At 58.7% G+C, this 14,189-nt stretch carries 13 protein-coding genes; 2 read left to right on the forward strand and 11 right to left on the reverse strand.

What is annotated here, in order from left to right; all coding sequences use genetic code 11:
* Window positions 1-437: 437 nt before the first annotated feature.
* Window positions 438-983 carry a hypothetical protein gene (locus ACI3K0_RS28125; RefSeq protein ID WP_404946764.1) on the reverse strand — a complete coding sequence of 182 codons (546 nt, stop codon included), beginning with the start codon at window positions 981-983 and terminating at the stop codon, window positions 438-440.
* Window positions 984-1,010: 27 nt separating this feature from the next.
* The gene (msrA, locus tag ACI3K0_RS28130; protein WP_404946765.1) at window positions 1,011-1,526 is read right to left on the reverse strand and encodes a peptide-methionine (S)-S-oxide reductase MsrA; all 516 of its coding nucleotides are present in this window, start codon (window positions 1,524-1,526) and stop codon (window positions 1,011-1,013) included.
* A 145-nt stretch (window positions 1,527-1,671) separates the two neighbouring features.
* On the opposite strand from msrA, the gene ACI3K0_RS28135 reads away from it, so the two are divergent.
* On the forward strand, window positions 1,672-1,968 hold the full coding sequence (locus ACI3K0_RS28135; protein WP_404946781.1) for a PRC-barrel domain-containing protein: 297 nt from the start codon (window positions 1,672-1,674) through the stop codon (window positions 1,966-1,968).
* 517 nt (window positions 1,969-2,485) lie between these two features.
* Window positions 2,486-5,338 (forward strand): M16 family metallopeptidase, encoded by a 2,853-nt coding sequence (locus ACI3K0_RS28140; RefSeq protein WP_404946766.1) that lies wholly within the window; start codon window positions 2,486-2,488, stop codon window positions 5,336-5,338.
* A gap of 243 nt (window positions 5,339-5,581) precedes the next feature.
* Here the strand turns inward: ACI3K0_RS28140 and ACI3K0_RS28145 are convergent, their stop codons facing one another.
* From ACI3K0_RS28145 to ACI3K0_RS28185, 9 genes are all read right to left on the reverse strand, one after another.
* Complete coding sequence (locus ACI3K0_RS28145) at window positions 5,582-6,934, reverse strand: LLM class flavin-dependent oxidoreductase (protein WP_404946767.1); 1,353 nt, start codon at window positions 6,932-6,934, stop codon at window positions 5,582-5,584.
* A gap of 15 nt (window positions 6,935-6,949) precedes the next feature.
* Complete coding sequence (locus ACI3K0_RS28150; RefSeq protein WP_404946768.1) at window positions 6,950-8,179, reverse strand: SfnB family sulfur acquisition oxidoreductase; 1,230 nt, start codon at window positions 8,177-8,179, stop codon at window positions 6,950-6,952.
* Between the two features lie 4 nt (window positions 8,180-8,183).
* Window positions 8,184-9,434 carry an SfnB family sulfur acquisition oxidoreductase gene (locus ACI3K0_RS28155; protein ID WP_404946769.1) on the reverse strand — a complete coding sequence of 417 codons (1,251 nt, stop codon included), beginning with the start codon at window positions 9,432-9,434 and terminating at the stop codon, window positions 8,184-8,186.
* Between the two features lie 22 nt (window positions 9,435-9,456).
* Window positions 9,457-10,110, reverse strand: a complete 654-nt coding sequence (locus tag ACI3K0_RS28160) for a methionine ABC transporter permease (protein WP_404946770.1) — start codon at window positions 10,108-10,110, stop codon at window positions 9,457-9,459.
* A complete protein-coding gene (locus ACI3K0_RS28165; protein WP_404946771.1) occupies window positions 10,091-11,254 on the reverse strand; it encodes a methionine ABC transporter ATP-binding protein in 1,164 nt (387 codons plus the stop codon). The genes ACI3K0_RS28160 and ACI3K0_RS28165 overlap by 20 nt, the downstream gene beginning before the upstream one ends.
* Before the next feature lie 2 nt (window positions 11,255-11,256).
* Window positions 11,257-12,048, reverse strand: coding sequence for a MetQ/NlpA family ABC transporter substrate-binding protein (locus ACI3K0_RS28170; protein WP_404946772.1), 792 nt, complete (start codon window positions 12,046-12,048; stop codon window positions 11,257-11,259).
* A gap of 171 nt (window positions 12,049-12,219) precedes the next feature.
* A complete protein-coding gene (gene ssuD, locus ACI3K0_RS28175; RefSeq protein ID WP_404946773.1) occupies window positions 12,220-13,389 on the reverse strand; it encodes an FMNH2-dependent alkanesulfonate monooxygenase in 1,170 nt (389 codons plus the stop codon).
* A gap of 266 nt (window positions 13,390-13,655) precedes the next feature.
* Complete coding sequence (locus ACI3K0_RS28180) at window positions 13,656-13,802, reverse strand: hypothetical protein (protein ID WP_206829128.1); 147 nt, start codon at window positions 13,800-13,802, stop codon at window positions 13,656-13,658.
* 14 nt (window positions 13,803-13,816) lie between these two features.
* The gene (locus tag ACI3K0_RS28185) at window positions 13,817-14,011 is read right to left on the reverse strand and encodes a hypothetical protein (protein WP_206829129.1); all 195 of its coding nucleotides are present in this window, start codon (window positions 14,009-14,011) and stop codon (window positions 13,817-13,819) included.
* Window positions 14,012-14,189: the final 178 nt, after the last annotated feature.

Below are 14,189 nucleotides of genomic sequence, written 5' to 3' on the forward strand. Positions count from 1 at the left end.
AGAGCCAGACCGCATGGGCAATGATCTCGGCGGGGAAACGGTGGCGTCTAAAGTGAGCAGGCGAAATCTCGGTCATGGTCACTGAATACCAGCACGGTCACAACAAAGTCGTTAAGCCGACGCTACCTGACGACGTCCTCTCGATAGTTGTTTCATCAGCCCGTCTCGACGGGTTAAGGAGAGACTATCGTCAGGGAGACTTCAGACGGATGAACGATCCAGTTTTTGGGGATCAGAGCAACACCTAATCACACTGCTGGACTAAACAACTAGGTCATCCGCTAAAATCGAAATGTTGCCAGAGATAAATGCCATTAGAAAACTCCCACCCCCTTTCTAGAAATTGTCGGCTCCGAAACGATCGATAAACAGATTTTAGCCCGCTCGCCGCCTCAAAGTTTAAACTTAAAGGCCGTTTATATTCTTCATCATCCAACTCAAATTCGACGGGCTGCGGGAGTATCCTCTGGCCAGTATTTTCCGGCTTTACCATGCTTGTAGGGGAGCCTTTTGGCGGCGGCCGCCAGCTCGATCAATGCAGGGTGCGGGTAAACCTCGATGAGCGCGGGAATGGTTGATCCCAACGTCAGCAGAGGAAACCCAAGCCCGTCGAAACCGACCCGCAGCTCGTCGCTCAGCCTACCCGGACGGAGTGAGCTTGGAGTATGCGTTCCGGCATGCCTACTGCCGTAGAGCGATGAAATCAGATTATCAGATACTCTACGACCAACGATCGGGGCCAGGGACAGCGGCATGCCGATGGCTATGAGATCGACGGGAACACCTGCCGCGGCAAGAATGGCTTCGGGATCAGGCTTTGAGCCCAGATGCCTAGCATATCGTCTGTCATCCGTCTCTGTGAACGCCTTGTATGACGCTGCAATCTTGAGCAGATGCCAACCAGCACCATTATCGACGACCAGAGCAACGCCGCTCGGCTGACGTTCAGTCCAAGCGGCGTCAATTCCCAGTACAGCTCTCATGTGTGCTGCCCCCGCCGAAGCACAGAACTATGCGGTGATAGGAGAGGCCCGTTTGGGCAGCTTCCAATTCGGACGCGCGAAGTGACAGGTATAGCCGTTAGGAATGCGCTCAAGATAATCCTGGTGCTCAGGCTCAGCCTCCCAGAACTCTCCGATAGGCACCACTTCGGTCACGACCTTGCCCGGCCAGATACCCGAGGCGTCAACGTCAGCGATGGTATCGACCGCGATCTTCTTCTGATCGTCCGACGTGTAAAAGATCGCCGAGCGATAACTTGTGCCGACATCGTTACCCTGCCGATTAAGGGTACTGGGGTCATGTATCTGGAAAAAGAACTCCAGAAGGTCGCGGAAATTCGTCTTTGCCGGATCGAAGTTGATTTCGATCGCTTCCGCGTGCCCTTCGTGATTTCGATAGGTGGCGTTCTTTACAGAGCCGCCAGTGTAACCCACCCGAGTGGAAACGATGCCAGGCAGCTTCCGGATAAGGTCCTCCATCCCCCAAAAGCAGCCACCAGCTAAAACAGCGCGTTCTGTAGTCATCTCAGACCTCCGAATGATATCTGCAGCAAATATGGGTTCTTCAAAGACCCTCTGCCAGTGCGCGGCACAAGCTGCCATTGGCGTGGCAGCGGTGGAACAATCCGTTGCCTCGACCGATTTAGCCTCCGTCAACAAGGAGACTTCAATGAGACATAACGATCATGTTCGCCTCACCCCCAACGAGCTGAAATCTTCCGTGCTTGAAGGTGCCTCCGTTTACGGAGCTGATAATCACAAGGTGGGCAAGGTGGACCATGTTCATGGTGCTGGCGTGAACAGCACGGCAATCATCGACGTAGGCGGCTTTCTCGGCATTGGAGCGAAGCCAGTCGCAGTGCTCCTGACCGATCTCGATTTCATGCGAGATGAAGATGGCGACGTCCACGCGGTGACAGCTTGGACGAAGGATCAGCTGAAAGAGATGCCAGAACACCATCATTGAGGTGTGTGACAAGATCGAAAAGCAGGGCTCGCCAATTTTCCGGCGGGCCTTTGGCATATCAGCGCCGCGAAGTGCCAGACAGCAGCGGAAAACGTGCCTGCCTTCTCGTTGCCAAATCAATCGACTCGCAACAGACCTTTCGGACGTAAGTGTTCCCGTATGTGATCATCGAGTCCTGCGGGATGGATGCCATCGGGGCTTCCACTGCGAGGCATCTAAGCCGCATGTTAGGCCCCAAGATGTAAATCCTCTCAACAAGCACAAACCTCAACCCATTTGATACAGCTGGACGAGCAGCATCTAACGTTGCGGCGTTACAAAGATCCGACACCGATTGTTTGATTTGGTAGACGTGTCTACTTCGTGGCACCGGAGCCGAACGGTTCAACGTCGGAAGGACCATAAAGGGGTATCGTCCCGATCTGATCGTCGTCGCTTTCTGATTGTAGTGCAGGTGGCTTGAAGCGAAAGGTGAGCTTTGACATAGTCCCGCTTCTCAATTGGATGCAGAACATTGATGTTTTTCAAACCCATAACAAACACATCTCATCGTGCAATCTTTGCCATGGCTACCTTGGCATTGAGCATCGGTCTCGCGGCGCACGTTCGGGCAGAGAATTCCGCAGCACCCTGGCCACACACGCAAAGCGATCTGGCACCCGATTCCGCCGTACATTTCGGGATGCTTGGGAATGGGATGCGATTTGCGATCATGCGCAATACGACGCCGCCCAAGCAAGCAGCGATCCGGTTCCGCATTGGCTCCGGTTCTCTCGAGGAGAATGATGATCAGCAGGGGCTGGCGCATTTTCTCGAACATATGGCCTTCAAAGGCTCGACCAACGTTGCTGAAGACGAAATGGTTCGTATCCTTCAGCGTAAAGGGCTGGCTTTCGGACCCGATACGAACGCCCATACATCTTATGGCGAGACAGTCTATTCTCTCGACCTTCCGCAGGTCGACGAAGACACGATTTCCACTGGACTGAAATTGATGCGGGAAACGGCAAGCGAGTTGACCCTCGACGCCAAAGCTTTTGATCGCGAACGTGGCGTCATTCTTTCGGAAGAACGACTGCGGGATACACCACAATACCGCGCCGGGATGGCTGCCATGAACAGCCTTCTGGAGGGGCAGCGCGTGCCAATGCGCTCGCCGATCGGCAAGACGGATATAATCAACGATGCCCCGGTCGAACTGCTGCGTGACTATTACAGGAATTTTTATCGCCCGGATCGCGCGACGCTGATCGTCGTCGGGGATATCGACCCACCCACGCTGGAAGCCGAGATCCGCGAGCGCTTCGGCGACTGGAAGCCTGACGCGACCAATCCGCCGGCGCCGGACACCGGCAGTCTAAAAACAAAAGGCGAAACCTTCGACGTTATCGCGGTGCCCGGCAACGCGACAAGCGTGCAGATCGTCTGGACTAGGCCGTTCAAATATGTAGTCGACACTGCTGCCGAGCGGCGCAAGCAATTCGTCGAGGACCTCGGCCTCCAGGTTCTTCAACGCCGTCTATCCACCCTCGCCAGCAAGGCGGATGCACCCTTCATCAACGCCAATGCAGGTGCTCAGGGTCTATTGAAATCCGCTCATGTCGTTGTGGTTACCACGAATTCGGAACCGGATAAATGGGCGGCCGCGCTGGCGGCAATCGAACAGGAGCAACGCCGCATCCAGGAGTTCGGTGCATCGGAGGCGGAGATACAGAGAGAGATCGTGGAGTATCGTTCCGATTTGCAGGCGGTAGCTGCGGCGGCTCCAACGCGGACGACGACAGGCCTCGCCTCCATGCTGGCTAACAGCGTCGACGATGATGAGGTCTTCACGTCGCCGGTCGATGATCTGTCACTGTTTGAAAGGCTTGTCGCACAGGTCACGACGGCCGAGGTCAATCAGGTACTTCGTGAGACATTTTCTGGAAACGGTCCACAGGTCATGCTTCAAACGGGGCAGGCGCCCGAGGGTGGGGCCGATGCTGTTCGTCAGGCCTATCGCGCTTCTCATGCCGTAAGTGTTTCAGCGCTTTCCAGTGCTGATGATGTTGTATGGCCATATACCTCATTTGGGAAGCCGGGGGCCGTTGTTGAGCGGCGAACCGTTGCCGATCTGGGGCTAATCCTGGTGCGTTTCGCCAACGGCGTACATCTCACTATAAAACCCACAAAACTGCGTGCCAATGAAGTTCTCGTCCGAGGAACCATCGGTGGTGGCCGAATGGCTATGCGGCATGATCGATCCACGCCGATCTGGGCATCGCCTGCTATCGTTCTGTCCGGTACAAAGGCGATCGACTTTCAGGATATCCAGACAGCCCTGGCCTCTAAGTCAGTTGGTATCGACTTCTCGGTAGGCGACAACTCCGTTCGGTTTGATGGCCGAACCCGCACCGAAGATCTCGAGACCCAGTTGCAGCTTATGGCTGCCTATACATCTGATCCGGTCTATCGGTCTGAAGCGTTCACACGGGTACAGCAGGCTTATCTCAGTGGTCTCGACCAATACGCGGCAACGCCTGGCGGCGTTCTCCGTCGGGATTTTGCGGGTCTTGTACACTCTGGTGACCCGCGCTGGACCTTTCCCGATCGCGCGAAGCTCACGGCAGCAACAGCCGACGATTTTGAAGCCGCGTTTCGCCCGCTGGTTTCCAAAGGCCCAATCGAGATCCTGATCGTTGGAGACGTCGTGGTCGATGATGCCATTCAATTGACCATGAGTACTTTTGGCGCCCTACCCGAGCGCCCCGAAGTTGTCACATCGTTCGATCAGGACACTATTCGCTTTCCTGACGCGACCGAACGACCCGTCGTGGAAACGCATACCGGCCGAGAAGATACGGCAGCGATTGCCATCGGTGTGGCGGTCGGAGACCTGTTTTCCGATATTCCGCGCTCGTTCATCGCTGATATCTCGACCCAGGTCTTTCAAAACAGGCTGATCGACCAGTTTCGCATAGCGGAGGGAGCGACCTATGGCCTACAGGGGAATGTCGATCTTTCAACGGATTTTCCGGCCTACGGCTTTGCTTACTTCTATCTAGAAACAACGCCCGAGAAGGTCGACAGCTTCTATACGCTCTTCGAAAAAGTCGCTGCTGACCTCGGATCAAACTCTGTGTCCGCGGACGAGCTTGCGCGAGCGACCGAGCCCGCAATTGAGACACTCAAGCACCAGCAGCAAAGCAACGAATACTGGATGCAATATCTTCAGAATGCAGGACGCGACCCGCGCCAACTTGACCTGATCCGCTATAGCCTCGATGGCTACAGCAAGGTTACCGCCGATCAGGTTAGGGACTTCGCAAGGAAATATTTCCAAGCAGCAGGCTTGTGGAAGTTCGAGGTATTGCCAGTCGTCGCCCAATAACGAGAGCAGGCAATGGCTTGATGCTCGAACGATGACGGACATGAAGTCTTGTAGCCTTGACAGGCGCGGCAGTATCAGTCGCGCCAATGGCGGCGCTCTTGAGAGGAATCGAACCGTCGACCCGCGGTCTGGAAACCATGCGAAATCAAATACTTATGGATCGGCTGTCCACTTAAACGCAGCAGCGAAGCAGCAACATAAAAGGCCGTGGTGAGATCGCGCCGACCTTCCTCCGGTGAAGGGTTAGCGAAACTGATATCCGTAATGGCCGGCGGGCAGACGGTCGCCATCGCCTAACAGCTTGTTCCGTAAAGTTCCTTGCGCATAAGCCTTCTTGTAAGCTCCTCGCGATTGGAGCTCAGGGATGACGTGCTCTATGAAGGCCTCGTAGCTTTCCGGCACCACGGTTCGTGTGAGGTTGAAGCCATCTGCACCGCTTTCCTCGATCCATCGGATTAGCTCTTCGGCAACCTGCGCGCCATCGCCGACAATCAAGGGATATCGCCCACCGATCGCCAACTCCTTCAAAAGCTGCCTCTTCGTCCAGCCTTTCAACTTGGCAAGGTGCATGACGGACTGAATTGCATTGCCGCCATCGTAGCTGACCTGTTCATCAAGCTCGAAGCGAGAAAAATCGAGCCCCGTGCCGGCGGAGAAATGCGCAAGCCCCGCTTCCGGGCTGGCATGGTCGATGTAATCGGTAAGCGTCGCTTCTGCCTCGCTCTGACTTGCGCCGGTAACGACGGTGATGCCGATGAAGATTTTCACGTCGCCGGGCCTCCGGCCAGCGGCCACCGCTTCGTCCCGCAGCGCCTTCACCGTCCTTGCCGCAGACGCCGGATCCGTCGCATTGATGAAAATGCATTCAGCGTGGCGGGCGGCGAATTTCTTTCCCCTGCCCGAACTGCCGGCCTGAAAGAGAAGCGGTGTACGCTGTCGCGACGGCTCGGCGAGATGGTAGCCCTCCGATTTGTAATAAGGGCCGTCATGGAAGATCTTGCGCACCCGTGAGGGATCCGAGTAGACCCGCGTTGCCTTGTCGGCGATCACCGCATCGTCGTCCCAGCTGCCTTCCCAGAGCTTGTAGAGAACATCGAGATAGTCGTCGGCGCGGTCATAGCGATGGTCGTGGTCGTTCATTCCGTCGTGGCCGAGCGCCCGCGAGGCGCTATCGAGATAGCCGGTGACGATGTTCCAGCCGATCCGCCCATCGGTCAGATGATCCAGCGTCGATATGCGACGGGCGAATATATAGGGATGCTCGACGCTGGTATTGACGGTAATGCCGAAGCCGAGATTGCTGGTGACCGATGCCATGCCGGAAACGATCAGCGTCGGATCATTGACCGGCAGTTGGATCGCTTCCTTCAGCGTAAGATCCACCGAAGACTGATAGATATCGTAGACGCCCACGATATCGGCCAGAAAAAGCCCGTCGAAAAGCCCGCGTTCCAGCGTCTTCGCAAGATCGGTCCAGTAAGAGAGGGTCTTGTATTCATGCGACCGGTCGCGCGGATGGGTCCACAGGCCATGATTGATATGGCCGACCGAGTTCATGTTAAAGGCATTGAGAAGTATCTGCTTTTTCTGGGACACGAAGGGTAAGCCTTTTCAGATCGCACCATGGCGCCGCGGCAGCCGACCATTGAGATAATATTGGCCGATCGCCTGATATTTCCACCGTACCGGATCGTGCAGCGTATGGGTGCGCACGTTGCGCCAATGGCGATCGTAATTGTCCTCAGCCATGGTAGACGAGGTGCCGGAGAGTTCAAACAGCTTATTTGCGGCCAGCAGCCCGGCCTTGGTCGTGAGGATCTTCGCCTCGGCAACCGCGATGGAGGCGGCCGCGACATTGGCCTCGTCGGGCGCTTCCATCGCAGCATCCACAAGCCGTGCCGCCCGCTCGACCAGCGCTTCCGCCGCCCGCAAACTGATCCGCACCTTACCGATCTCGCTCAGCGTCAGCGGATCCTCGCCGGCGCTTTCCACCTTGGCATCGATCCAGGCCCGCGCGCGGCTCCGGACGAATTCCAGCGTGTCGCGATAGGCGCCCTGGCCGATGCCAAGATCGATCGCCGCATGGATGATCTGCGCCAGCGGTCCGATCGAGGTCGGGCGCTCGAAAGAGGCCTGGAACGGGAGGATCCACTCGCCCTCGACTGCCACGTGCTCGAAGCGAACGGTGCCGCTGCCCGTCACCCTCTGGCCGAACCCGTCCCAGTCATCATAGATCGTGACGCCCGGCGCCGTGCGCGGCACGAAAACGATAAACAGCCGATCCGCGCCGTCCTCCTGCCTCGTCACCAGCGTCGGGATCCAGTGGGCGTAGATTGCGCCTGTGCAATAATATTTGGTCCCTTCGACGAACAGCTTGCCGTCTTCCTCGACCAGCCTCGTGCGGCGTTTGAAATCCTTGTGGCCGATTTCCGCCAACGCATTGCCGAGGCGTTCTCCAGCCAGAACCTTGTCGTAGAAAAAGCGCTTCTGCGCTGCGGAGCCGCCGACACGCAGCACTTCCAGCGCATAATAATGGTTCTGCGTGATCTGCGAAAGCGAACCATCGGCCGCGCCGATGATCGCTGTGACCTTGGCAAGTGTGCCGGAAGAGACACCGGCACCGCCATAGGCCTTCGGCACGCTGATGCCCCAAAGCCCGGTTGCAACGAAGGCGTCGAGTTCCTGCCATGGCAGGCGCCTCTCGGCATCCCGCTCGGAGGCCCCTGCCCTCAACGTCTCGGCAAACTCCGTCGCAACCCTAACCGCTTCGGCATCGGTATTGATAAGATGCGGACTGGTGGCCGGATGTGTGGCGGGAACGGCAATCGGTGCGCTGCTCATGATGTCAGTTCCATTGATGTCTAGTTGGCAGAGCGCCGTTCAGTTCGTAATTGCCGATCAGGTGATATTTCCATCGCACCGGATCGTGCAGCGTGTGGACACGCGCATTGCGCCAGTGCCGGTCGAGCCCATGCTTGGCCCGGGTCGCGGACGAACCCGACAGGTCGAACAGCTTTTCCGTCGCCTCAAGCGCGATTTCCGTCGTCAGGATCTTGGCTTCTGCCACGGCGACCGAGGCAAGCGCGCTGCTCTCGGCCGTCACTGGTTCGACAGCTATCTTGTCGATCGTGCGTCCGGCCGAATAAAGCACTTCCTGCGCGGCATGCAGGCTGGCGGCAAGCGCGCCCACTTCATGCAGGATGGTCGGATCGTCACTTGCGTTTTCGAGCCCGGAATCGACCCAAGGCCGGGCATTGCCTTGCACGAAGGACAGCATGTCCTGGAATGCCGCCTTTGCAATGCCGGCATCGATCGCCGCCTGGATGAGCTGAGACACTGGCCCCGCAAGACCCGGCTTCTCGGCAAAGGCATGGACCGGCAAGACCAGAAGCGGATCGATGGGCACCGCGTCGAACTGGACGGAACCGCTTGCCGTGGTCCGCTGGCCGAAAGAGTTCCAGTCGTCGAAAACGGTAAGGCCGGGACTGTCGAAGGACGCCCAGGCCTGAACCGGCCGGCCCTCGTCGTCCAGAGCGCGCGTCGGGATGTAATGGGCAAAGATCGAGCCGGTTGAGTAGAAGCGCTGGCCGCTGAGTGTCAGCCCATCGGCGGTCTGTTCCAGTCGGGTTGTGGTGATGTTGACTGCCTTTGTCTTGCGCTCCGGCCCGGCATTGCCGATCCGGTATCCGGCAAGAATATCGCCATAGATGCGCTCGCGCTGTTCGGGCGTCGCGATATCCTGCACCAGCGCCAGAACGCCAAACTGGTTCTGCGGGATCTGCCCGAGCGCCGGATCGGCAGCGCAGATGATCTCGAAGACTTTCACGAGCGTCTCGTAGGAGACACCTGCCCCGCCATGGGACTTCGGGATGGTGATCGCACCGAGCCCGCTCGAGGTGTAATCCTCAATCTCCTTCCAGGGGAGAAGGCGATCACGGTCGCGGGCGGCGGCGCCCTGCTTGAACTTGGAGGCAAGCGTCCCGGCGATCGCGATCGCATCAGCGTCGGTGGAAATGCGATGGACGGGCGATGGCGGCAGAGGTCCGAACCGGTCTTCCGGCTCGGACCCGACAGGCAGGATGGATCTTTTCGACATGGTTTTTGATCCTGAAAGGAGATTATCTCGCGCGCAGCCGGCGCACCGCAAAATCCCCGGCAAACTGCACAACGCAGACGATGACGATCAGGACGGCGATGACGGTCAGCATCACGGTTGTGTCGAAGCGCTGATAGCCATAGCGGATCGCGACATCGCCGAGCCCGCCCGCACCGATCACGCCGGCCATGGCCGAGGCGCCGATCATCGAGACAATGGTGATGGTGAAACCGCCGACCAGCCCCGGGAGTGCTTCCGGCAATAGGACGTGGCGAATGATGTGCCAGCGCCGACAGCCGATCGCTTGCGCCGCCTCGATCAGTCCGTGATCGACCTCGCGCAGGCTCACCTCTGCAATGCGCGCAAAGAAGGGGGTGGCACTGACCGACAGCGGCACGATAGCTGCCCACACACCGATCGTCGTGCCGGTGACGAGCCTGGTGAAAGGCAGGAGCGCCACCATCAGCACGACAAAGGGCGTAGCGCGAAAGCCGTTGATGATACCGCCAAGCACACGGTTGGTGCGCGGCGCCTCGATCAGCCCGCCCGGTGCGGAAAGAACCAGGAAGACCGCCAGCGGAATGCCGACCGCCAGCGCAATGAGCGTGGAGACGCCAACCATGGTGAGCGTGTCGAAAAAGGCGCGCCAGAGGCGTTCAATCATCTGCGGCGACATAACCGACAATCCTTGTTTCGGCGGCAAGCCTCGGGTCGAGAACCAGCGTTTCGAGGTATTCGCGATGGGGCACGCTCATGAACAGTCGGCCGCTGACATGCCCCTGGATGCGTTCGAGATTGCTCTGGATCAATTTCGCGCCGGCGCCGAGCGCGGTCGTGAGGCGAAGCAGGTCCGGCTCGGCACCATCGACGCCGGTAAAGACGAATTCGACGATCATCCGTGTCGGCCGGCCCTTGACCGGTGCGGGCTCGACTATTGCCGCAAGATCCTCCGGCAGGCCGCGGCTGAGCGGAGCAAGCAAGGCGCGGGTCGCGTCATGTTGCGGATTGCCGAAGACCTGCCAAACCGGTCCCGTCTCGACGGCGGCACCGTCTTCCAGAACCAGAACCCGATCGCAGATCTCGCGGATCACGCTCATTTCATGCGTAATCAGCACGATGGTGAGGCCAAGCCTGCGGTTGATGTCTTTCAGCAGCGTCAGGATCGACAGGGTCGTCTCGGGATCGAGTGCCGAGGTCGCCTCGTCACAAAGCAGGATCTGCGGACGACTGACCAGCGCCCTTGCAATGCCGACGCGCTGTTTCTGGCCGCCCGACAGGCGTGACGGATAGGTATTCTGCTTGCCTTCGAGACCCACGAGTTTCAGCACTTCGGCGACCCGCTGGCGAATTTCGTCTCGCGGCAGGCCTGCCACCACGAGCGGCAGCGCGACATTGCCGAAGACGGTCTTCGCAGACAGCAGGTTGAAATGCTGGAAGATCATGCCGACCCGGCGCCGCAGGAGCACGAGTTCGTCCTCGTCGAAGGCGGCTATATCCTGGCCATCGACCAGGACCTTGCCGCCGGTCGGACGCTCCAGCCGGTTGACGGTGCGCAAAAGGCTCGACTTTCCGGCCCCCGAACGCCCGATAATGCCGAAGATCGTGCCGGCGGGTATCGCCGACGAAATCCCCTTGAGCGCCTCCACCGGTCCGGCAGAGGAGAGGTAGGTCTTCTCCACCGCATCGAACCGGATGGAGCCGGAGGCCGAAGCGGCCTCCCCTTGCGTCGATGCGGTATCGCGCGTCGAGGCACCCTCGCGGGCCGGTTCAACCGGCTTGCGCGAGACCTCGAATTCGGCGTCGAAGAAGACCGTGCTCATTCTCACCACGCGATCGTGTAGAGTTTCGGATTGCTGGCGAAGCCCTTGTCGATCGCCTCACGTACGACCTTTGAGTTCTGGTAGAGTTCGACAACCTTCTTCAGCGCCGGATTGTCTGCCTTGGCCTTGTTGGCAGCGAAGACAATAGCGAACTGCTTGTCGTCAATACCGGAATAGATCAGCGCCGAGCCGGGATCGAACGTCTTGGCGGCGATGATGAAATGCGGATAACCGAGCGCGAGGTCAACGTCGCCGGTCACGCGCGCCAACTGCGGTCCCTCGACTTCGTTGAACGTCAAATGCTTGGGGTTTTCGACGATGTCGTCGAGCGTGCCCTGGAAGCCGACGCCGTCTTTCAGCTTGATGAGGCCGCCACGCTCCAGAAGCAGAAGGCCACGTCCCTGATTGACTGGATCGTTGGCAATCGCCACGACCGCCTTGTCCGGCACGCTGGCGAAATCCTTGTATTTCAGCGAATAGATGCCGATATTGGCGAGCGTACCGACGCCGATCGGCACGATTTCGTAACCCTTTTGCTTCACGGCATTGGCCAGGAACGGCTTGTGTTGGAAGTAATTGAGATCGAGATCGCCAGCCTGCAACGCCTCGTTTGGCGTCGTCCAATCGCTGAACTCGGTGACCTGCAGGTCGATACCGGCGGCTTTGGCCTCGGGTACTAGTGCCTCGACGCTATCGCCATAGACACCCGGCACGACGCCGATCTTGACAGTTTCGGCGAATGCGGGAGCTGCGACAGCCATGACAGCTGCGGAAATGATAGCCAGAAGTTTCATGAGACCCTCTCAAAAGACGAATGTCCATCAATCTAATAGTTCTAATGGGTTTTGAGAGAGACGCCGTTTCGATTGGAAATCGCGCCGTGGAATAAATTGCCTCGGATCAATTCCAGCGCGAACACTTGTGTCGCTCTACAACATAGACGGGCTGCCCCATTTCATCCGCTCTTACGAGCCGGATGCCACCTTGACGTTGCCACCATGGCCACCGCCGCCGAAGACGTGTTTCGCACCGAAGGACGAGCGAATCTGGTTGCGCGGGCCGGCAAGGCCGAGTTCGTGGAAAAGCAGTTCAGACACCCGGTAGGCCTCTTCCAGATGCGGATAGCCGGACGCGATCACCGTATCGATGCCAAGCTCCTGATATTCCCGAAGCCTCGCAGCAACCGTCTTGGGCGAACCGACCAGGGCCGTCCCCGCGCCCGAACGGACGAGCCCGACACCCGCCCACAGATTGGGAGAGACTTCCAGCTTGTCGCGCCGGCCGTTATGCAGCGCCACCATGCGCGCCTGGCCGACGCTGTCGGAATTCTTGGCGAAAACCTCCTGCGCGGCCGCAATGGTTTCATCGGAAAGCTTAGAGATAAGTCGATCGGCCGCCTCCCAGGCTTCCTCATCCGTTTCCCGAACGATGAAATGCAGGCGGATGCCGAAGGAGACCTCGCGCCCATGCAGCGCCGCGGCTTTACGCACCTTGGTGATCTTTTCCTCCACCTGGGCCGGCGGTTCGCCCCAAGTGAGATACTTGTCGATGATGCCGGCGGAAAAATCGATAGCCGCGTCGGAGGAACCGCCGAAATAGATGGGCGGGCGCGGCTGTTGCACCGGCGGTAGGCCGAGATCGGCATGATGCGCCTGGATATATTTGCCGTCGAGATGCGCATGGCCCGTCTCGATCAGCGAATTGAACACCTGGAAGAATTCGCCCGCATGCAGGTAGCGCTCGTCATGCGGCAGGAAGATCCCGTCACCGGCAAGTTCCTGCGCGCTTCCGCCTACGACGATATTAAGGAGAAGCCGGCCGCCGGAGACGCGGTCCAGAGTGGACGTCAGGCGGGCATAGTAAGCGGGAGACGCGACGCCGGGACGGATTGCGACCAGGAACTTGAGCTTTTCCGTATGGGCGGCGAGATCGGCCGCGAGGATGAAGGACTCCTCGCAGGCTGCGCCCGTCGGGATCAACACGCCGGAATAACCCAGCCGGTCGGCAGCTTTGGCGATCTCGCGGAAATAGCCCGGATCGGCGGGGCGATTGAGATCATCCGAACCGAGATACGCGCCATCTCCCGACGAGGGGATGAACCAGAGAAAATCAAGCGGCTGCCCGGCATTTGCCATGAGGTTTCGTCCTTCCCTTGGAGCTTGCCGCTCTCCGCGGAAGCGATTGGCTGCATGCGCCATCGACCAAGGATCGGCCGGGCACAGCAAGATTAAGAGACAGGCTAAGATCAGAGCGATAATTTCGATAGGATTGGACGACTAATCCTCGCCACTCCGGAAGAATTCCATTCCGGGTTGGGCCGACATGGCAACCGGCGTGTTGCGACCGCCTCAGACCGGGGACAGATCGCGTCCCCGTCGACGTGCGGCGCATCACGCGCCGCTTACAGGAAGATGAGCAAACCGGTGACGAAACCGAAAGCCCCGGTGATGGCGCAATGCGCCAGCCACCGTTCGAATTGAGCCAGACTGATCACCGGTTTGCGAAACACCCGGCCAAGCTCGGGTTGCCGCTCGAAAGCCAGGGCCATCGATCTCTCCCTCGTCAGTAACCGAAATGGAGGCTCCAGTAGAAGGCGACATTGTCGTCGCGTTCCACAACACCCTGCCTGCGGTCTTCCGCGGCCTTTTCCTGATACGACGCGGACGACCGCCGCGCCTCTTCCCTTGCATCCTCAACGACCTTGCGAAGCGGACCGAAAAGATCGAACCCGAAGATAGAAATGCCACCACCGATCATGACCGACCTCCGTTTCTTGGTATTTGTGGAGGTCCAGTTTCGCCGCAAACGCGTCGAATTCCAATATTCTCTACTAAAACCATGTACTAAATTGCGGACCGGCAGGAGATGAACATGCCCTTAATTCGGCGCCTCGGAAAAAGAGCGTCTTTGCAAGGAGAGAGCCTTCAAAAGCAGC

This window comes from Rhizobium sp. ZW T2_16, from assembly GCF_044987325.1.
Classification (GTDB): Bacteria; Pseudomonadota; Alphaproteobacteria; order Rhizobiales; family Rhizobiaceae; genus Neorhizobium; species Neorhizobium cellulosilyticum.